Here is a 20,439-nt window from a genome sequence, read left to right on the forward strand (position 1 = left end):
TTCCGATTTCTTTGATTAGAACCGCAATTTGCGGTTGAAATCGGAAGACAAAGGCGAACGCTAACGCTTCTACAGCTCCAAACTTCCTTTCCACTCCTCTGACACCGTCCATTTGTCTTTTAAGCAAAACCTTAGCTCGCGAGTTGCACTGCTCGCTTAACCGCTATAATTGCTTTAACTGCTTGTATCCATAGGTTTTTTGCGGATGTAGGAATTCATCGTTGTCTTCATCCACTGAATGTCCTCCCCGTTAATGAACAGGCGGGGCAGCTTGACCTTCAGGTTGAATCTGATATTAAGAATAATGAACAGGAAGCGCAGCACCCCCGAGGAGAGCATCGCCACCCCTGCTCCAAGCAATCCGAACTTCGGCACCAGCAGGAAGAGCAGCGGAATTACCAGCAGCAGCCCCACACCCTGAAGGATAGAGACAAATTTCGGTTTGCCGAGCGCCATGAACACCTGGGCCAGAATCATTGTGCCTCCGCTGATCGTCACTTCCAGCAGCAGCAGGCGGAACACCGTCAGAGCGGTGTTGAAATCCTTGCCGTACAGCAGCGGAATTACGAACGGCGCCACCAGCATCAGGAACAGCGAGCCCAGCAGGGTGCAGGTTGTGCTGATCCGAAAGGCTTTGAAGGTAAGGGCAACCGCCTGATCCTTGGACAGCTCGGAGGCTTTTGGGAAGAGCACCACAGTGATCGAGTTCGAGAAAAAGTTGACCATCCGCGAGAGGCTCACCGCCACCGCATACAGCCCCAGATCCGCCGGCCGCAGCAGGCCGGCGATGATAATCTGGTCGATATAGTAGGAGAACTGTCCGAGCAGATCGTTTCCGTAGGAGCCCAGCCCGTAGGTGAACAGTCTTTTGAAATTCAGGTATGCGTCCTTCATCTTCACCTTGTAGGTGCGGAGCAGCGAAATCGTCATCCAGATGAAGAGCGGCACCGACGGCGCCAGATAAGCCAATGCCGTTGTAAAAGGATTCATCGAATGGGTAAGGATTAGAATTCCGATGAACGCCAGTGTCAACAGCGGAATCAGATACCGCAGCCAGTTGAAGGTTTTGTAATCGCCTCTGAACTGAAAAGCGGCATTGTTGACCTGTGACACCACGATCAGCGGACACAGGATCATCGACCATTGCGCGAACAGGACCACACTCGGGCTGAAGGATTTCAGCCAGTACGGAAGGACCACAATCCCGACGACCATAGCCGCGATTCCGAATCCAAGTGCGATCAGCAGGGCTACCCGGTAGAGTACTCCTGCTTCGTCTGGGTTCTTTTTGGCGTTGTAGATCAGCGCCGAAGGAATGCCGAAGCTCATGCTGAACGCCAGAAACTGCGACCAGTTCACCATAGCTGTCTGCTCCCCGCGTCCGGTTGGCCCCAGATAGCGGGCGGTCAGAACACCGGTCAGCATATTAACCAGCAGGATCAGCACGCTGACGAACATGGTTTTTACTGCGGCTGAACTGTTGTCCTTACTCTTCGTAAATCTTCGCAGCGAGGACCAGACGTTGCTAGTGGGAAGTGATTTCGCGTTCGATGGCTGCATGTGGTGTTCCCTTCTTTCTGCTCTCAATAATCTCTTTAGCGCCAAGGCCGAGGCCAATCAGCATCCAGACCAGGTAACCCTTAAGACCGGGAAACCCATTGTCCGATACCAGACTGGCTACGGCTCCCATCCAGGCCGCCAGCGACAGCCGGGCATAAGGCTGGAGGCTGTCTTTGCTGGTGACCCGAACTACAATCTGCTTAATCACTGCACCCAGGGCGCCGAAGAAGAACAACGCGCCCAGAACTCCGAAGGTCAGCAGCAATGCAATAAAACCATTGTCCATATTGCCGTATTCTCCAAGCTCACCGCCATTGCCGAGCTTCGTGCCCTGGCCGACGCTGCCGATTCCCTGGCCGACCGGATTCGCGGCGACCATCGGCAGCATGTTCTGCCAGAGATTCAGGCGCTCATTATAGGAATGGTCTTCCTCTACGGAGGTCAATGTCTCCATCCGGGCCACCAGCCCTTCCGCACCGGGCAGCTTAGGGACGATCCAGAAGAGCGCAGCAGCGACAAAAACAAGCTGGAGCAGCGTCTTCCATTTGCCCTTGGACGGCGAGGAGGCGATGTATACGAGCAGCATCACCAGCATAACCAGCCAAGCGGAACGGACCAGGGTGGTGAGGAGGCAAATGACTACGAGCAGTACGCCGATCCAGCGCAGCGTTCCCTGCCATTTTTTCTCCAGAATCATCGGCACCAGGGCAAAGACCAGAAAGGTCGCGGCCGGTCCCGGAGAGTTCAGGGTGGAGAATACCCGAATCTCCAGCGGATAAGGTGTTCCGATGGACATCATATCTGCATTCTTCATCCAGAAGGCATCCCATGGCGGAACGGTCAGGTATTGGATGATGCCGTACACGGCGACAAGGACCGCGATGTTCGCAAAAGCATACAGCAGCCGGTCTATATCCTTCGGCTTAAAGCGCGTTACGGCGAAGAACGGAATCAGCAGCAGCGGCACGATGTAATTCGCCAGGTCGTATACGGAGCCGATGCCGTTCTTGGCCAGCCCGATCAGCGATCCGTAAGCCAGCGCTACCGCGAACAGCATAATAATCCGGGTGGAGGATTTGCGGATGCGGTGAATCTCCTTCAGTACCGGTATCGCCAGCGCAGCTCCCGTGAGCAGCGGCGCCAGACTGAGCAGTGATACGGAATGATAGACCCCTTCCGCCCAATCGGCGATTCGCCGCAGCTCCGGGGCAACCGCCCAGACCAGCAAGGTGTAGGCGATTAGCAGCCGCGGCTTCAGCAGCGCCAGCAGGAAGGCCGGGAACAGAATTCCCGCCAGGATAATCCCCTGCAAACTGTTGGAAGCACTGAGCTTCGCACTGGCAAATCCGATCATCAGCGGAAGGCCAAGACATATACCGCAGATTAACATCATCGCCCCTACTGATTTCATGGACGGAAGACTTACATTCATTCCAGCCTGCCTCCCTTTGCTTTATCCCGCTTGCGCAGCTCCTTGAGCAGCAGCACCAGGAATTGGGCGTCATCGACAAGATATCTTTTCCATAGCCGCCCCGGTTCCTGACTGAGCCGCCAGAACCATTCCAAGCCTGTTCTCTGCATAAAATTCGGCGCCCGTTTCACCGAGCCTGACAGAAAGTCAAAGGTGGCTCCTACGCCAATGGAAATCGGCGCCCGATAAGTGTTGTAATGCCGGTAAATCCACTTCTCCTGCTTCGGCGCTCCCACGCCTACGAACACAATATCCGGCTGACTTTCGGTCAGCATTTCAATAATGCGCTTGTTCTCTTCATCGTTGTGCTCAAAGCCGTAGGAAGGAGAATAGCAGCCGACAATGTTCATGCCCGGATAGGCCGCCTTAAGGTTCTTGGTCGCCCGTTCCGGCACGCCCTCTGCCGAGCCCAGGAAGAACAACCGGTACTTCCTTTGCTCGAAGGCATTGCCTAGGCGGCTGAAGAGATCAGCTCCCGATACCTTTTGCTTCAGCGGCTTGCCCAGCATCTTCGAAGCCCAGATCAGCGGCATACCATCTGCCACTACGGCGCCTGCTTCGGAATAGACCGTCCTGAACTCTTTGTCCTTGCGAAGCTTGATTACGTGATCGACGTTGCAGGTCAGGATGTAGGATTGCGTCCGTTCCTGAATCGTTTTGTCAATGTAATCAAGCAAATCCATGAAATCATAGTTATCGAAATTGACATCGAACATGTTCACTTGGTTCATCGTATCACTTCTTTTTGTGGGGAATCGGTGGACTGTGAAGAACGATACAGGCAGTTCAGGTACCAACAGAACGGAATGATGGATTGGACCGTCGACAGCGTGTTATCGGAAAAAGAATAAATCAGAAACGCTGCTAAAAAGAGCAGGTAATAAGGTCTGACCGGCGGTGCCAAAGCTCTGTACACCAGCAGAAATACGGCAAGTAGAGAAATCAGCAGCAGTATGGCTCCGATATACCCGCCATCATAGTAAAAGCGGATATACTCATTATGCGGAACTACAAACCCTTTATAGAGCGTCCCGTCATTCGCCACCGTAACAGCTCCAAGTCCTCTGCCCGACCACGGAGAATCCGCCGCCTTGTTCAGGAAATACTCCCAGGCTTCCGCCCGGCCCGACAGGTCAACGCCCGTCTCCGTCGAGCGTTCGAAGGAACGCTTCTTGATGTTATCGAGCTGCAGATACACGGCTGAGAAGATCAGGATAACCGAGCACAGGAGCGGAATCAGATATTGTGTTCTGCCTTTCAAGTACTGCCGCGAAATATCGTAAAAATAATAAAGGACCATCAAGATTAGCGCGAGTATCGGTCCCCGTGTCCCTGTTCCAATGAGAATCAGGAAATTCAGTGCGAGCATGATGTAGAAAAAGCGGATATGCTGCGGACTTCGCTTAATCTCGATAAATGCAATCCCTACGCCCATAAAAGCCAGCATTGCCAGATGCGCCGGAATATTCGCTCCCTGAATCCGCACCGCTCCGGTGAACTCGACATCCAGAAAATTGTGCAGATGCGCCACCTGCAGCATAATCCCGGCCACCACACTCACCAGCGGCAGCATGGTGATAATGCGGATTTGCCGCTCGGCCACTTCCTTCTTCCAGTTGATCAAGAGGAAAACGAAGGGCAGGGAGAGCCCGATAAAAGCTTTGATGGCAATAGATCCGCTCATCTCCGGCAGCCAGATGGAGAAGCCGAAGGTGATAAAGACCAGCGCCACCATTGCCCACAGGGGCGGGCTGAGACGGAACTTCAGTCCGTTCACCAGGATACAAGGAACCAGCAGCATCAGGATTACCAGCTTGTAGAACGATAGAATTTCAATGCCGAACATGCTGCCGTCATACAGAAAGTTGATGGAAACCGCCGTCGTCAGCAGAACGAAATAGCTGATGAGCTCAGGACGCGAGATCGAGACCACCAGCAAAAGTATCAGAAATACGGCAGCTACCGCTAGCATCGGCTGGTAGATGACCGCCGTTCCCAGGAGCAATGCGGACAAGAGGTAGAGCATTCCGTATGGTAATATTTTGGAGCCCCACGCAAAATTCGTCATTGTCACCCTCACCCCGCTGCAGATTCCCTCTTCCGGTTCCAGATCATATGAAGAGTTCCGCGAATACTCTCCAGCCGGCATTTGTTCAGGAGCTTTCTTCCCTGGCTTCTGGAGAGGATGGAATCTGCCAGTATATACATGACTTTAGCCGCCGTCTTCCCCAGCAGGAGCAGATTCCCCTTCACACCTTCGCTTTTCATGGCGTTGGATATGCCCTGGCTGTAATATCTTTTCATAATCCAATCTTCAGTCAACCGGTTAGCCGGCACGAAATGATCGACAGCCATCTGCGGATGATAGAGGATTGAATGTCCTTCACTTTCTAATTGATTGAACAGCCAGGTCTCTTCGCCGGAGAGAAGTGAATCCCCTTTTCTTCCCAGCTCCAGAGGAAACAGGCTGATGTCGAAGGCTACCTTGCGCATTGCCATGTTGGCGCCGCAGGGATGAAGCCGCTTCGGATATTCCTTGATCCGGTTGCCCAGATCCACAATCGTATAAGGAAGCTCGAAGGGCTTAATCAGCCATTCCGGGCGTTTGCTTTCGAAGATCGGAGCAATTTTACCGCCCATTGCCATAACCTCAGGTCTTTGTTCAAAGGTGCTTACAATTGTTGTAATCCAATTCCGGCAAGGAATCGCATCATCATCGAGAAAAGCGATAAGCGGCGATTTGGAAGCCAGAATTCCTGAATTCCGGGCGGCCGATAGTCCCTGTATCGGCTCCAGAAGGTAACGGATATCCATATCTGCACCGTGATCATCTATGAACCGCCTGATAGCGGCCGCCGTATCATCCTTGGAGCGGTTATCCACCACAATGACTTCGGCCTGATCCAGATTCTCCAGCGGCAACAGCGACTGCAGCGTCTTAACCAGCAAAGCCGATCTGTTGTAGGTACAGATGATTATGGAAATCTTAGGAACGTCTCCGTATACAAGCATCGACTTTCACCCAATTTCCATTTTATTAATACGCATCTTTGGACCCGAGCAGCATCAGTCCGGTTTTGGCAATAATTTTGAGATCCAGCATCGTGCTCCGGATATGAATGTACGTCAGATCGAGCTGCACCATTTCGTCAAAGCCGACGCTGTTTCTGGCATTGACCTGCCAGTAGCCGGTGCAGCCCGGAGTGACCATAAGCCGCTGCTTGTCATATTCCGTATACTGCGCCACCTCTTCCACCAGCGGAGGACGGGGGCCGACCAGGCTCATATTGCCAACCAATACATTCCAGAGCTGAGGCAGCTCATCAATACTCGTCTTGCGCAGGAATCTTCCGATACGTGTGATGCGCGGATCATTTTTGATCTTGAACATCGCGCCGCTGACCTCGTTGTAGGCCATCAGATTCGCTTTCAGCTCCTCGGCATTGGAGACCATGGATCTGAATTTATACATTGGAAACAGCTTCTCACCCTTGCCAACCCGGGTCTGGCGGAAGAACACCTTTCCTTTCGGGTCTTCCAGCTTGATCAGGATAGCAACCACCGCGAACAGCGGCAGCAGCACGAGAAGGCCAAGAGCGGAGAAAAAAATGTCGATAATCCGCTTCATCACCAGATAGGAATCCATTTCTTTGCTTCCTTCATTGGCATGTAGCATGTAAAGTTTCGGCAGGACGGCCTCATAGTCTTCCGGCAGTTTTTGCATGCTCATTTCTTCTCAGTCCTCCTAAAAGTTTTGTGAGCATAAGCTCCCAAGAATCACATCGAGCAAAACTTGCTTCGAAAGCATACGCTTAAGTTTTAGCTATTCAGAGTTAGTCCCTCTTTGCTGAGCCAGTCCGCCATTGCGTCCATTACCTGGTACTTAAGATCCTCGCTTTGCAGCGCAAATTCCAGTGTGGTCAAAATATAGCCAAGGCGTTCGCCAACATCATATCTCGTACCGTCAAAGTTATAAGCGTATACCCGCTCGCTTTGGTTCAGCTTCTGGATCGCATCGGTAAGCTGAATCTCGCCGCCTGCGCCTTTTTCCTGAAGATCCAGGTACTTGAAAATCTTCGGAGTGAACACGTACCGTCCCATAATCGCCAGGTTCGAAGGAGCGGTTCCCAGCGGAGGTTTTTCGACAAAATTATTAACCCGGTAGAGCCGTCCGTCCTGCAGATCCGGTTCGATAATGCCGTAACGGTTGGTGAATTCATCGGGAATTTCCTGTACGCCGATCACTGAATTCTGTGTGTCCTCGTACTGGTCGATCAACTGCTTCAGGCACGGAACCTTGCCGGTTACGATGTCGTCACCGAGCATAACGCCGAAGGGCTCGTCTCCGATAAAACGTCTGGCGCACCATACCGCATGGCCGAGGCCCTTGGGTTCTTTTTGCCGGATGTAGTGAATTTCGACCTTGGAGGAACGCTGAACCTCCTTCAGCAGCTCCAGCTTACCGTCTTCCAGCAGTCTGGATTCCAGCTCAAACGCATTGTCAAAATGATCTTCAATCGCCCGCTTGCCTTTACCTGTAACGATGATAATATCCTCAATGCCGGAAGCGATCGCTTCCTCCACGATATATTGAATGGTGGGTTTGTTGATGATTGGAAGCATTTCCTTAGGCATTGCTTTCGTCGCGGGAAGGAAGCGCGTTCCTAGTCCAGCAGCAGGGATAATCACCTTTTTAACCTTCTTCATCGCACTTACCTCCTAAAAAAGTTTTGTGAGCCTATATGCTCCACTCGAATCTCTTCGTACAAAACTTGCTTTTCGGAAGCACTATTTGGTCTGATTCATGGCAATGCCCAGAATCTTGACACCCGTCTGCTCCATTAGCCCTTTAAGCTTTTTCAGTGACTCGCGTTTCGTTTTTCCGTGTCTCGCAACGATGATCAGACCGTCTGCCAGCGGAGCCAGAATGCGCGCATCGCTATATTCTACCGCTTGGGGCGAATCCAGAAGAATCAAGTCGAAGCTTGCTTTCAGTTCCTTCAGCAGAGCAGCCATTTTGTCGCTGCCCAGCAGATCCGGCGGACTGACATTAGTAATTCCGGCCGGGATTACGGCAAGATTCGCAAGATTTCCGTAAACGGCGATATCCTTGGCCTCTTCCAAGCCGCCGAGGTATGCAGCTAGACCGTGGCTGCCCTCTACCTCGAACACGGTATGCAGTCCCGGATGCCTCAGGTTGCAGTCCACAACGGCTACCTTCTTGCCATCCTGAACAAAGGAAACCGCAAGATTAGACAAAATCGTTGTTTTTCCTTCTCCGCCTTCAGATGAAGTGAAGAGCAGCACCTGCCCCCCGCTTCCCTTCAGCAATCCCAACTGGCGAATGTAGGTACGCAGTGAGCGGAAGGATTCGGAGATATGCGAGGATGGATTCAGGTCTGTGATCAGACTTTTATTCAGCCGTAACATAAGCGCCCTCCCCTACTCTTGCTTTGGCATTTGCCGCCTTGCCCAGATCGCGCTTGCGGATCGAAGGAATGCTGGCAATAACGGGCAGCCCCAGATCGAATTCCGCTTCCTTCTCCGTCCGGAGTGTGCCGTTGAGGGTTTCCAGCAGCAGGATGATTCCCACGGCCGCCATCAGCGAGACTACAAAGCTGATGATGATGTTCATCGTGGAACCGCCGTTTACCGGCTGGGGAACATCGGCCGGATCAGCCGGTGTCAGGAACGTCACATTGTCCAGATTCATCAGCGCCGGGAGGCTGCGGATGAACGTCTGCGAAACTGCGTTTACTATAGTTGCCGCTTTCGTGTAGTTCTCGTCCTGTACGCTCAGGTTGATGACCTGGCTTTTGTCCGAAGACTTGATCTGCAGCTTGGCTGCGAGTTGCTGCTCCGTCAGGTTGAACTCCGGATGCTCTGCTACTACGCGTTTCATAATCGTCGGGGACTTCATGATTTCCTTGTAGCTCTCGATGAGGTTGAGACTGAAGTTCAGATTATTCAGGTTATTGCTCTCGGGGACATTTGCGGCGTTGTTGACGAGCAGTTGTCCGGAGGCTGAGTAGACAGGTACGACGAAGTTTTTGCTGACGTAGAAGGTGGTAGCGCAGGAGATTAATACAAACACCGTGATTAGCCATAACCTCTTCTTTATCAGGTTAATGTAGTCCAAAATCGTCTTTTCCACAGTAACCCTCCTTCCGCATTAGTTGCATTCTGAAAGCAATCATGAAAATTTCAGATATCTTGCTTTTATTCTAGCAATCCGATGGATTTCCCACATGGGTCATACCATCACTTTAAGCTTCACTTTCGAGTGAGGCGTTTTGGTCCATACGAGGGGGGCGATGGTATACTTTAGTACCATATAGCTGTAAAAAAATAGCTATTCGTGTCACGAATAGCTACGTTTGGTGTCATTTCAACGCGTTTTTCTTGTTCAGATAATGTTCAGATTACTCTGCTAGTCTGATCTCAATTCGCGGTTTCGGCTATTTGGGGCGACGTAAAACCGGCCGCCAGAGACGAAACAACGGCATTTTTGCCGTTGGTTCTGGGCAGCCTGCCGCCTGCGGCTCCAACAACGGCATTTTTACCGTTGTTTCCGGGCGAACCGGCCGCCGGGGCTCCAACAACGGCATTTCTGCCGTTGGTTCTGGGCAGCCTACCGCCTGCGGCTCCAACAACGGCACTTCTGCCGTTGTTGCCGGGCAGCCTGCCCCCGGCGGACCCAACAACGGCATTTTTACCGTTGTTTCCGGGCGAACCGGCCGCCGGGGCTCCAACAACGGCATTTCTGCCGTTGGTTCTGGGCAGCCTGCCGCCTGCGGCTCCAACAACGGCACTTCTGCCGTTATTTCCGGGCAGCCCGCCGCCGACGGCTCCAACAACGGCATTTCTGCCGGTGTTCCCGGGCAATCCGCCGCCCGCGGCTTCTACAACAGCATTTCTGCCGTTGCTCCCGAAACACAAAAAAACACGGACAGCCGTGTCCGTGTTCCCAGATATATTTTTCAAAAAATATTATCAGTCAAATGACATTTCATACTTCGTAAGCCCGACTGCATTGGCATAGAGTGCCGCCTGCGTCCGGTCTGCGACCTGAAGCTTCGCCAGTATCTGGCTGACATGCTTCTTCACGGTAAATTCGCTGATGAACAGACGTGAGGCGATTTCCCGGTTGCATGCCCCCTGCCCAAGCTCAATCAGCACTTCCTTCTCCTTAGGTGTCAATTCGTCGGTAGGACTGTTGCCACTCATCCGCATCTTGTCTTCCATCAGCCCGGGATCATAATACTTTCTGCCCTTATGTACCAGCTGAATGGCAAACAGCAGTTCCTCCGGCAGTGCTTCCTTCAGCACATAACCATCAACCAGCACTTCCTCCGCCTTCAAAAAATCCTCTCTGCTCGCCGAGGAGGTCAACAGGATAAACTTGCTTATCAGCCCGCGCGAACGCGCTGCCTTGATGACATCCAGCCCTGATTCATCAGCCAGCTTCAGATCAATCAGCACCAGATCAGGCTGCGTCTCCTCAATGACCAGGAGCGCTTCTTGACCATTTGTTGCTTCACCGGCAAACTGCAGATTGGACTGCATGGAAATGACCGCTGCAAGCCCTCTTCTCACCAATGGGTGATCATCAACAATGACGATTTTCACTAGATCGACCTCCTTGCCTAAAGTTTATGCATTTTTTAATTCAGCTACGCCGACAGGTATCGTAATTAAAATTCTTGTGCCTGAATGTTCACTGCTGGACAACTGAAAGTCTCCGCCTAAAGATTGTGCCAAATATTGCATATTCTTCATGCCTAATCCTCCGGTGTTATCCTCGGATTCGGTCCAGAGCAGATCAGTATCGAACCCGACGCCATCGTCGATGATCGAAAGTCTGATCCATTTCGGCTTGAGTGACAGTTCGACGTCCACCCGGCTGGCCGCGCCATGACGTATGGCATTGCCTGTCGCCTCCGAGATAATCCGGAAGAGCGCCTTATGGTAAGGGTAAGGGAGACTGAAATCATCCCCCGTTATTTTTAGCTCAATTTCCACATCGTTCAGCCTGGACAAGCTTTTCAAATGCGACCGGACCATGCCCAGCCAGGTGGGCCCGCCGCTTTTTTTGGAGCTGAGGCTGTAGATGGTAATCCGCAGCTCCTTGGCAACCTTGGTGGCCGAGTCATGAATCAGCTCGATTTGCTCCTCCAGCTCAGGTTCGGACATCTTCCGCCACGTCTGCTTCAGCGAATGGGTCGCATATACAATCCCGAACAGGCTTTGTGATACACTGTCATGCATTTCATCGGCGATCCGGTTCTGCTCATTGGTGATGATCAGCCGGTTCTCGATGACGCCCAGCTCGTGGCGCTCAAGAATGATCGCACTCAGCTCGGAGAGAAACATCAGCTGCTGAATGTACCATCTGCGCCCTTCCAGCCCTTCCGTGGCTTCCAGCTTTACGCCGATCATGCCGACAAAACGCGTGCTCATCCTTACAGGCATAAGCAGAAAATCTCCAAGCCCGGGCAGGCTCTTGAATACCGGCTCACGCTGCAGTCTCCATTCGTGCTCGTGCTTCTCCAGCTCCCCGAAAATAAAACGTTCTTCCTCGTGCTGCCAGCCGGTCTGCCGGCTCTGCGGAGCAGGCTCGCCGCTCTTCTTGGCGAACCAGAACAGCGCTTTGTCCAGCTTCGTCAGCTTCACCACATAATCCGTGATCACCTGGCCAATGTTCATGAAGTCATGCTGGCTTGAGGTTTCCACGATATGATACAGCGATTTAATATGCTCCATGGTTTCGTTCGTCCGTGCGTTTGCTGCCTCCCTCTGCCGCTTAATCCGGTTAACCATTTGCATAATTATAACCGTAAGTACCAGGGCTAGAAACAGGTTGCCGTTTTCAAGCACAACTTCTGAGAAGGTTCTGCCGGCAGAATTCAGGAAAAAATAGCAGCTAACAGCCACTATAGCGATATAACTCAGGAGTAGACTCCAGCCAAAATAAAATGACAATGATCCTGCCGCAATCAGCACAGGATTAAGCACATACATTTTGAATGAGCTGTCATACCCTCCAGTAAATAACATCAATGCAATGATTCCAGCCATTTCTATGCTTACAGCAAGCATTAGATAACGCGGCCATTTACGCAGCCTCCGGTACACGATTGTGAATACTTGGGCAAATAAGAATAGTGCCATGATTAATAGGGATTTATAGATGACGGAAGGCCCCGTATGGTCCAGGAGGTACATGAGTGATGTGAGGGACAAAGAAAAAATTCTGTAAAAAGAAATCATTCTGTCTTCCGCGGTTGACTTAATTTTCATCCCACCACCCAATTCTCCAGTTTGTGGAAAATGCGAGCTTATTTTAAGCTTTGTTTAACAGCATCATACATGAGAAAAATCACAATAACAAGTTCCCTTTTTTGCTGACAACGTTTTCATTTCAGAGGAATTTTATATTTTCGGGCTTTTTTTTTCGATTTTTTATAAAAAGCCATCCACCCCTGCAAATGATAGCGAATTCATAAATTTTGGGTATTTTCAAAGCACATAAAGCAGCCTGCCCACAAAAAAATGGACAGGCTGCTATGGCTGCTATATCTGTGATTGTCCTAGTCATTCCAGTCGTTCGCAGTCTATTCAGCTACCGCTGGCAAATCTTTAGGCAACTTGGATGGATTGCAAATGCAAATCTGATAGCGCTGTTCGCCAACGATATGATACCCGGTGGACAAAATCCGCACATTATTGTTTCGCGTGTCCACCTTATGGAGACTGCAGCAACTGATGCAGTAAAATTCCCTCATGGCTTCATCTCCGGCATAGTCTTTAAGAACTATCGTAAAAACTGCTAATATTAGCTAAATAATAGCACCACATTTTTGCAAGTGTCAATAAAAAACCCCATATTCCGACATTCTTCTGTTGGACAAAGTAGAATTATGTCGATAACTATAGGTTCCTGCGGCAAATCAGCGGAGAGACTCCCATATATTTCTTGAATAACCTTGAGAAGTAAAAAGAATCGCTGTAATGAAGCATCCCGGAGATTTCTTTGACCTGCAGGGAAGTATTGAGCAGCAGATGTTTTGCTTCCGCCATTCTGAGCCGGTGGACATATTCATGCAGCGGGTAGCCGCTGCTGCGGCGTACAAGGCGGCGAAGCGTCGACATTGAGATATGGTGTTTGGCGGCAATCTCCGAAAGGTCCAGCGTCCCATAAATGCAGGAGTTCAAATCCTCGCGAATTTGCGGCATGAGCGTTGTCTGTGAGGTGCGCTGATTGTCCCGGGTGATGGGCGAACATTCCAGCAGCATGCTCTCCAGCACCAGGGCCGCCCGGTCGGCATCTGCGGGAACACCGCCATCCATCAGCTCCAGCACCTGCTCGAACAAGGCCGAAAGACCCTGCACCGCATTGTTATTGTTCTGAAAAACAGTTCCCCCCGCTATTAGTCCTGCCTCCAGCCATTCCGCAACCCGGCTGCCGCTAAAATTAATATAATATTCGTCCCAGCTTCCGCCTGGCGGGGGACCAAAGCTATAGGTATAACCCGGACGAAAGAAAAACAGGCTGCCGCCGCGAACCTGCTGAAGCTTGCCATTGTTCTCCGTGTAAGTGCCGTTCCCGGATACAATATAGACAAGTGCCCAATGCCCGAATACTACACTAGAACGAAACAGGGTTCTTCCCGGCAGATGCCCCGCTTGCCCAATCTGAATCGACCTCAGCCTAAGCTTGGAGGATTCCACCTTGGGATCAATAATCCTTATGGGGTATGGACTGATCATATAATCCATGACCTTGGACATACATTGTATTCCTCCCTCTGTTTGAGAGTGATATGGTTGATTCTTAAGATGATCATATTCTACATGAATAAGAGGTGTCCACGCTATGTCTGAGCAACACAACCTGCAGCTTCTCCCTCACCCGCGGTCAATGGTTTGGTCCGAGGGCCAGTTCCATCTCCCGGCCAAAGGCAGTATCGTTCTTGGCGGTGAGGAGGACCGTGCCGTAATCCCCGCTGCCCGCAAACTTCAGCTTGTACTATCACAGACTCTTCAGTTGAATGTGCCGCTATCTGTAGGCACACGTCCATCCGTTCGTCCTATCTACTACTTTAGTTATAGTCCTCTGCTGCCTCAGCAAGGCTATGAACTCCATGTAGGGGAGAGCGGAATCTCCGTAACCTACAGCTCACCGGAAGGAGCCTTTTATGCTGTAGCCACATTGAAACAGATTATTCGGCAATGCGGCAGAGAAGTGCCTTTTCTGCAGATCAGCGATCAACCGGATTTTCACGCGAGAGGACTTATGATTGACATCAGCCGCAACAAAATTCCCAAGCTGGAAACCTTGTACCGGATCATAGATTTCATGGCCGATTTGAAGCTGAATCAGTTGCAGTTATATATAGAAGGTTCTCCATTCGCCTATGAGTCTTTCCCTCAGGTCTGGGAGCTGGAAACCCCTATTACCGGTGAAGAAATTCTGCTGCTGGATGCTTACTGCCGCGAGCGTTATATTGAGCTTGTTCCGAATCAAAACAGCTTTGGACACATGGAGGGCTGGCTGACCCGCCCCGAGTTCAATGACCTGGCTGAAATTCCCGAAGGCTTCATGTTCCCGAAACATATGTACGATAACGATATGTACCCGGAGGGGCTGTTCATGCACCCGGGAACATTTCATACCGAAAATCCTGAAGTGCTTGAACTACTGGGCACAATGTATGACGACCTGCTTCCTTACTTCACCTCGAAGCTGTTCAATGTCGGCTGTGATGAGACGTATGAGCTTGGGCTTGGCAAGAGCAAAGCCACGGCAGATTCGCAGGGCAAAGGCCAGCTATATTTGTCTTTTCTTCAGAAGATTCATGGTCTTGTTCTGGAACGCGGCAAAACTATGCAATTCTGGGGCGATATTATTCTCCAGCACCCCGAGCTGATCCCCCAGCTTCCCAAGGATGTTATTGCTATGGAATGGGGTTATGGCGCAGAGCACCCGTTCGAGGCGGAAACGCTGAAATTCCGGGAAGCGGGAGTTCCTTTCTATGTCTGTCCGGGGACCAGCTCCTGGAATTCTCTCACGGGACGCAGCGACAATATGCTGGCCAATCTGCGGAGCGCCGCGATTCACGGCAAAAATAATGGTGCCATCGGCTACCTTATTACCGATTGGGGGGACTTCGGACACTGGCAGCACCTGCCGGTCAGCTATGCCGGATTTGTATATGGTGCGGCGGTAGCATGGAATGTCGAGAATAATCTTGAAGCGGATGTTGCCGAATATCTGAATACCTCCGTGTTCTATGACCGTTCAGGGAAGATTGGCCAATTGCTGCTCGATCTCGGGAACTACTATAAGCTTGAGTCCGGGATCTCCCGTCCGAACGATACCGAGCTGTCGATGCTGCTGCGCACCCTGCTGCACAATGTGGGGCTTGCCTTGAAGCTTACAACCGGACATTTCGATCGTTTGGAGCAGTATATCAGCGAAATGGAGGATCGGCTTGAGGATCTAACGCTGGAATGCGAAGATGCCGCTCTAGTTATGGAAGAGCTGCAGAGCGGCATTCATTTTGTAAAACATGCGGTACAGCTTGGCCGGATTAAATTGCTGCTGGCCTCAGAGCCGGAAAAACTGAATGCAACCCTGATCCACCGGCAGATCAGGGACCTCGATATTCTGCTGCATCACTACCGGCAGCTATGGCTTCAGCGCAACCGGCTCGGCGGTCTGGAGCAGAGTGTCTCGCGGCTTGTCCGGCTCCGCGCCGAATACAGCAAGCTGGCGGCAGAGCTGGCTGAACCCAAGGCGTTGTAACACTTATTCTTCTATAGTAGAAGTCCGGCATACGGACAAAAGGCTGCTGTATCCGCAAACCTATCTGCGAATACAGCAGCCTTCAATTTATTCAGCGGCATTTCTGCCGTTCATTCCGCCCAGGGCTGGCTCTGTGAAACTACCGTTTCCCCGCTTGATGCCGCCTGCTCCAGAAGCAATGCCAGGTATTGGTCCTGGCTGCCTTCAGCCAGACTGTAGAACGAAGGCCCGCCCTGGATATGCTGCTGCATCCGGACAAGGCACTCCGCAATGGCAAGCTCCTCATCTGAGAGCCGGGCCGGAGCAAAGGGATTGCGGTACAGCCACTCACCGTCGGCCATAATACCTTTGAGGTAAAAGCCCTCCAGATTGCCGCCATGTCCGGCGTCGATCCGCCGCAGCTTGCTGTACAGCGGTGTATCATAGCTTTGCAGCCAGGATACATCCTCATTCGAAAGCTCACCGCGTTCCCCGCGCACCAGAACCCGGCTTCGGCGAATCCATGAGAAATACTGGTCACGGGTAAAATCGAACACTCCCAGCTTGTCTCCAAAGTCCAAAGTGGCAAGCAGCTGTACGCTCTCCACCGTTTCTTCGGCTGACGGCAGCACGCTGCGCTCCGGTCCCTTTATAATAGAAGAACGAAAATTGTGCGCCCGGATGCTGACGTTCTCGAAGCCGATGTCCAGCAGATGCCGGATCAGACTGATTCCGTGATAGCCGTGTGCAGCCGACACCTGAGCCTGGCTGATGGCCCCAAGCCGTCCCGAAGCAGCCAGCGCAATTCTTGCCGCATGCATGGGCTGGAACAAATACTGCTCGGAAATTTGAATGGTGGCGGAGCGGCCTGCCCGGTTCCACAGCTCTATCAGTTGCCCCAAATTCGGCGCAGGAGGCGTTTCAGCCAGCACCGGAATTCCGGCTTCGGCCAGCCTGATCACGTATTCTGTGCTGACCTCCTTTTTCAAGCTGACTACGGTGAAGGAATAGGCTCCCGCCGCAATAAACTCCTCAAATGTGGTGTATACCCGGACTCCCCAGGTTCTGCTCAACGCTTCGGCTTTGTCCCGATTACGGACGAACATTGCGCCTACGGTGAATCGCTCCGGCAGCTCTCTAGCGATCCGCAAATAAAATTCTGCACGCCAGCCCCCGCCTACCAGCCCAAATACAATCTTCTCCATATCCGTTCTCCCTTCTCCCGTTCATTCTTTGCCTAAAACTCGCAAATTCTGATTGAAATCGCCTATCTGGAAGACTATAATCATGACGAATACCCACTTTTTTCCTAAATATTACAAAATGACAGGGGACAAAGCTATGGATTGGCTGCACGATTACGAAGAAGAGCTCCGCTTGGTGTTTCTGGACTGCAGCGCCATCATCTCCGAATTTCCAGAACCGCTTCAGGCTCAAGGGTTGATCTATCTCGATCAATTCAACGTGTTTGGCGCAGGAAGCCACAAGAATTACATCTGTTATCTTCTCCCGTTTTGGTTCAGGGACGGATATGGCCTTACCCGGGAGGAGACCCGCCAAATGTCAGTGGGCAACATCTTTGCCATGCTGTATTTCTTCATTCAGGATGATCTGATGGACAGCAATGAATCCACACCTGCTAAGATGCTGCCGCTGGCCAATCTGTTCTATGCCGAATTCCTGAATAACTACAGACCGCTTTTCCCGGCGGATTCCCCCTTCTGGCCGTGCTTCAACCGTTATATTACCGAATGGGCGGTCAGCGTGGCCGGGGAGACGGGCGGTGATTATTATCAGAATGACGTAATCAAAATTGCCCATAAAGCCAGTCCCCTGAAGCTCTCCAGCACCGCCGTCCTGCTGCACACAGGCAATGCCAACCTCATTAAGGAAGCCGAGGATATGATCCACATAGTTCTGCTGACCCTGCAAATGCTCGACGATTATGAGGATTGGGCGCAGGATCTTGCCGAGGGCAGTTATAACTGTCTGCTGTCACTGGTGCGCCGTCATCTTGGACCTGGCAGTGAACCGCTTACCAAGGGACAGGTGAAGGATTATATTTTCACGACAGGAGGACTTGCGGCTTATGCCGAAGCAGCCATTGCCAACCACAGGAGCCTGGAAGATTACCATTTGAATGTGCCTCATCTGGTCTCATTCCATCAGGTGCTTGTGAAGAATTTGCAGCATATCGCCGCAGCGATTGAAGCAGAGAAGCAGCTTTTGCAGGGCGGAGGTCTCAGCTACTGGTTATCCAAAAATATGAACGCTTAAAAACTAGGAAATTAGAGGTAGAATAATAGAATGGCCTATGCTATACTGATCAGGAAAATATAACCATTTTGGGAAGGGTGATTATTGTGTCAGAAGCAATTCTCAGAAATCAAGTGATTCAGAAGGCATGGGAAGATCCGGGGTTCAAGCAAAGATTACTCACAGATCCAAAGGCAGCCCTCAAAGAAGCGCTAGGCATCAATCTTCCCGATCATATTACTCTCAAAACGGTCGAGGAAGGCTCGAATGAGTTCTACCTGGTCATTCCCCCCAGTCCAGCTTCAGGCGTAGTGAAAACAGACATCAAACCACAAGGTACCTGGTAAGATATAATTTAGCTTAGGTCTCATAGGGAGCCAGCACCATCCGGAGCTTCTGCCAATGGCAGAGTAGTAATGGATTCGGTACCGGCTCCTTTTCTGCTGATAAACCGGACCTCGCCTCCCATCGCCTCAATAATCCGAAACGTAACCATAAGTCCGAGTCCCGTTCCCTTCGTTTTGTTGGAGGAGAAATACGGCTCACCCAGCCTGCTCAGAACACCCGGTTCCATGCCTGACCCGTTGTCTTTGATATGAATAAATACTTTATCCCCTCTGGCATAGGCCATCATAGAGATCAGCCCTTCATCCCCCAGCGACTCAATGCTGTTCTTGATCATATTGATGAAGGCCTGCTTGAATTTGGAGGAATTGCCCTTCACCCACAAATCTTCTCCAACCTCCAGCACCATCTTGCCCCCATTCAAATGACACAGCGGCAGCAAAATGCTCTCGATATGCTTGCATTCATCGTAGACGCTCAGCAGAGAGACTTGCTCAAACTCCGGTTTGGCGAAGGTAAGAAAATCCGTAATAATATTGGCCGCACGGTCCAGCTCGCTAAGGGCCATGAACAAATATCTCCGCTCATCGCCGGCCGATTTCTCACTAAGAAGCTGCAGAAATCCCCTGGTCACCTGCAGCGGATTGCGTACCTCATGCGCTACAGAGGCGGCCAATTCGCTGATGATCTCCATTTTCTCCGAGCGCTGCAGCTCGTTGTTGAACAGCTCCAGCTCCCGTGAATACTTGACAACCTGCTGATGGTTCAAGGCCAGCCTGCGGCCCAAAATAACGATCAGCGAGAGAATGAACACTACCAGCGCCCACTTCCAGTAGACCAGATCATAATTCCCGCCACGGATATAATACCAGACCAGCTCGGCCACCCCGGTACAAGCAGCGGTTCCGAAGCCAATGGCAAAGGTGATCGCATCCTTGTTGCCCCGCAGCGAGAACAGAATGACACAGGCAACCAGCAGAATGAACTGCACAATCATGATCACTCCAACAATAGTGGTGGAGATAAAATAATAAAATTCCACAAAACGGTTGCCCGACAGGGCATTAATGACCAGAAAAGATAAGCAGAACAAGGAGTAGGTTACCTGGAATTTACGGAACCTCCGGATGATGCCGAGCTTGCCGCTGCCGAATATTTTCTCAAACAGAAAGGTCAGTGACGGCAACAGCGACAGCAGCGCCAGATCGAAAAAGACGACGCTAACGGGACCTAAATAACTATAGAAGGTATACGTAAAAGGTGAATACGTAATCGCTAGAACCCCAGTGGAGGCTATCACTATAGACAAGGAAGAAGCTACAGAGAAATACTCCCTGTTCAGATAAAATGCGCATACGAACAAGACCAGCGCCACGAACAGGAATGCGCCGCCCAAGATGATATCGACGAGTCCATTTTTAGTATAATCCTTAATCAAATCGCTATGCTCGCCAAGTACAGCCCGCTCTTTAATCCCGATCCGCTCCTGCAGCGTCTCTGTCCATATGTACAAGGTAGTGCCGTTAGTTGCATCACTAAGCGGGATAAGCAGTGAATAATTATCATGAATATAGCTGCGGTCACCCTCGAAGATCAGCTTCTGCTGCTGATACACCTTAACATGCAGCGCATACAGCGTATTAATATATATCGAAGGTGCGGCGTACTCATATTTCGGCAGTTCAATCCGCGTCCATGCGGAGGACACTCCAGCCGGCAGCTCCGGCGTTCCCAGAGCGGCATTGATGTTCATCCAGCCTTGATGATCCAGCACAGGAACCTCACGGCCGGTATCGCCGTCTTCTCCCCATTTCATTTGCCAGCTTGTGATTTCTTTGGAGGCGTAGCGGCTGTCTGCCGTTACCAGGAGCGAACCGCAGGTCATCAGAAGCAAGATCAACACCGCTGTCAGGTGGATAACTCTAGCAAACAAGCGCATGCAAGCACCTCAGAAGAAAGTTTCAGAAGCAACGTTCTGTTATTGTACTATTTCGCTTCATCCACAGCCCATCCCTTTAAA

The 20,439-nt window shown here is 51.3% G+C and carries 19 protein-coding genes; 5 read left to right on the plus strand and 14 right to left on the minus strand.

Annotated elements, in window-relative coordinates:
- Positions 1 to 174: 174 nt before the first annotated feature.
- The 9 genes from ACX1DY_RS21060 to ACX1DY_RS21100 all read right to left on the minus strand — a co-directional run bounded on the left by ACX1DY_RS21060 (position 175) and on the right by ACX1DY_RS21100 (position 9,185).
- Positions 175 to 1,560, minus strand: coding sequence for a lipopolysaccharide biosynthesis protein (locus ACX1DY_RS21060; RefSeq protein WP_458966161.1), 1,386 nt, complete (start codon positions 1,558 to 1,560; stop codon positions 175 to 177).
- Positions 1,526 to 2,992 carry an O-antigen ligase family protein gene (locus ACX1DY_RS21065; RefSeq protein ID WP_458966162.1) on the minus strand — a complete coding sequence of 489 codons (1,467 nt, stop codon included), beginning with the start codon at positions 2,990 to 2,992 and terminating at the stop codon, positions 1,526 to 1,528. Before ACX1DY_RS21065 ends, ACX1DY_RS21060 begins: the two co-directional genes overlap by 35 nt.
- Positions 2,989 to 3,762 carry a WecB/TagA/CpsF family glycosyltransferase gene (locus tag ACX1DY_RS21070; protein WP_458966163.1) on the minus strand — a complete coding sequence of 258 codons (774 nt, stop codon included), beginning with the start codon at positions 3,760 to 3,762 and terminating at the stop codon, positions 2,989 to 2,991. The genes ACX1DY_RS21065 and ACX1DY_RS21070 overlap by 4 nt, the downstream gene beginning before the upstream one ends.
- On the minus strand, positions 3,759 to 5,099 hold the full coding sequence (locus ACX1DY_RS21075; RefSeq protein WP_458966164.1) for an O-antigen ligase family protein: 1,341 nt from the start codon (positions 5,097 to 5,099) through the stop codon (positions 3,759 to 3,761). The genes ACX1DY_RS21070 and ACX1DY_RS21075 overlap by 4 nt, the downstream gene beginning before the upstream one ends.
- Before the next feature lie 8 nt (positions 5,100 to 5,107).
- Positions 5,108 to 6,043, minus strand: a complete 936-nt coding sequence (locus tag ACX1DY_RS21080; RefSeq protein WP_458966165.1) for a glycosyltransferase — start codon at positions 6,041 to 6,043, stop codon at positions 5,108 to 5,110.
- A 25-nt stretch (positions 6,044 to 6,068) separates the two neighbouring features.
- A complete protein-coding gene (locus ACX1DY_RS21085) occupies positions 6,069 to 6,761 on the minus strand; it encodes a sugar transferase (protein WP_458966166.1) in 693 nt (230 codons plus the stop codon).
- Positions 6,762 to 6,850: 89 nt separating this feature from the next.
- Positions 6,851 to 7,738 carry a UTP--glucose-1-phosphate uridylyltransferase GalU gene (galU, locus tag ACX1DY_RS21090; protein ID WP_019913304.1) on the minus strand — a complete coding sequence of 296 codons (888 nt, stop codon included), beginning with the start codon at positions 7,736 to 7,738 and terminating at the stop codon, positions 6,851 to 6,853.
- A gap of 81 nt (positions 7,739 to 7,819) precedes the next feature.
- A complete protein-coding gene (locus tag ACX1DY_RS21095) occupies positions 7,820 to 8,461 on the minus strand; it encodes a CpsD/CapB family tyrosine-protein kinase (RefSeq protein WP_458966167.1) in 642 nt (213 codons plus the stop codon).
- Positions 8,445 to 9,185: a YveK family protein gene (locus ACX1DY_RS21100; RefSeq protein ID WP_458966168.1), complete on the minus strand. Its 741-nt coding sequence runs from the start codon at positions 9,183 to 9,185 to the stop codon at positions 8,445 to 8,447. Before ACX1DY_RS21100 ends, ACX1DY_RS21095 begins: the two co-directional genes overlap by 17 nt.
- 308 nt (positions 9,186 to 9,493) lie before the next feature.
- Here ACX1DY_RS21100 and ACX1DY_RS21105 point away from each other — a divergent pair, with 308 nt between their 5' ends.
- A complete protein-coding gene (locus ACX1DY_RS21105) occupies positions 9,494 to 10,036 on the plus strand; it encodes a hypothetical protein (protein ID WP_458966169.1) in 543 nt (180 codons plus the stop codon).
- Here the strand turns inward: ACX1DY_RS21105 and ACX1DY_RS21110 are convergent.
- Positions 10,025 to 10,660 (minus strand): response regulator, encoded by a 636-nt coding sequence (locus ACX1DY_RS21110; RefSeq protein ID WP_458966170.1) that lies wholly within the window; start codon positions 10,658 to 10,660, stop codon positions 10,025 to 10,027. The two genes, ACX1DY_RS21105 and ACX1DY_RS21110, sit on opposite strands and share 12 nt — an antisense overlap.
- 24 nt (positions 10,661 to 10,684) lie before the next feature.
- Positions 10,685 to 12,331: a sensor histidine kinase gene (locus ACX1DY_RS21115; RefSeq protein ID WP_458966171.1), complete on the minus strand. Its 1,647-nt coding sequence runs from the start codon at positions 12,329 to 12,331 to the stop codon at positions 10,685 to 10,687.
- A 209-nt stretch (positions 12,332 to 12,540) separates the two neighbouring features.
- On the opposite strand from ACX1DY_RS21115, the gene ACX1DY_RS21120 reads away from it, so the two are divergent.
- Positions 12,541 to 12,864: a hypothetical protein gene (locus ACX1DY_RS21120; RefSeq protein ID WP_458966172.1), complete on the plus strand. Its 324-nt coding sequence runs from the start codon at positions 12,541 to 12,543 to the stop codon at positions 12,862 to 12,864.
- A 97-nt stretch (positions 12,865 to 12,961) separates the two neighbouring features.
- Here ACX1DY_RS21120 and ACX1DY_RS21125 read toward each other — a convergent pair whose 3' ends face one another.
- A complete protein-coding gene (locus ACX1DY_RS21125) occupies positions 12,962 to 13,822 on the minus strand; it encodes an AraC family transcriptional regulator (protein ID WP_458966173.1) in 861 nt (286 codons plus the stop codon).
- 85 nt (positions 13,823 to 13,907) lie between these two features.
- On the opposite strand from ACX1DY_RS21125, the gene ACX1DY_RS21130 reads away from it, so the two are divergent.
- Positions 13,908 to 15,839 carry a beta-N-acetylhexosaminidase gene (locus tag ACX1DY_RS21130; RefSeq protein ID WP_458966174.1) on the plus strand — a complete coding sequence of 644 codons (1,932 nt, stop codon included), beginning with the start codon at positions 13,908 to 13,910 and terminating at the stop codon, positions 15,837 to 15,839.
- A gap of 110 nt (positions 15,840 to 15,949) precedes the next feature.
- Here ACX1DY_RS21130 and ACX1DY_RS21135 read toward each other — a convergent pair whose 3' ends face one another.
- Complete coding sequence (locus ACX1DY_RS21135) at positions 15,950 to 17,023, minus strand: Gfo/Idh/MocA family protein (protein ID WP_458966175.1); 1,074 nt, start codon at positions 17,021 to 17,023, stop codon at positions 15,950 to 15,952.
- Positions 17,024 to 17,159: 136 nt separating this feature from the next.
- Between ACX1DY_RS21135 and ACX1DY_RS21140 the strand changes: the two genes are divergently transcribed.
- Both ACX1DY_RS21140 and ACX1DY_RS21145 read left to right on the plus strand, forming a co-directional pair.
- Entirely contained in the window at positions 17,160 to 18,095 is a 936-nt protein-coding gene (locus ACX1DY_RS21140; protein ID WP_458966176.1) for a hypothetical protein, read from the plus strand.
- An 83-nt stretch (positions 18,096 to 18,178) separates the two neighbouring features.
- The gene (locus ACX1DY_RS21145; protein WP_458966247.1) at positions 18,179 to 18,421 is read left to right on the plus strand and encodes an NHLP leader peptide family RiPP precursor; all 243 of its coding nucleotides are present in this window, start codon (positions 18,179 to 18,181) and stop codon (positions 18,419 to 18,421) included.
- A gap of 20 nt (positions 18,422 to 18,441) precedes the next feature.
- On the opposite strand, the gene ACX1DY_RS21150 is transcribed toward ACX1DY_RS21145, so the two are convergent.
- Positions 18,442 to 20,358: an ATP-binding protein gene (locus ACX1DY_RS21150; protein WP_458966177.1), complete on the minus strand. Its 1,917-nt coding sequence runs from the start codon at positions 20,356 to 20,358 to the stop codon at positions 18,442 to 18,444.
- Positions 20,359 to 20,439: the final 81 nt, after the last annotated feature.

The sequence above is a fragment of the Paenibacillus sp. BAC0078 genome, assembly GCF_054483875.1.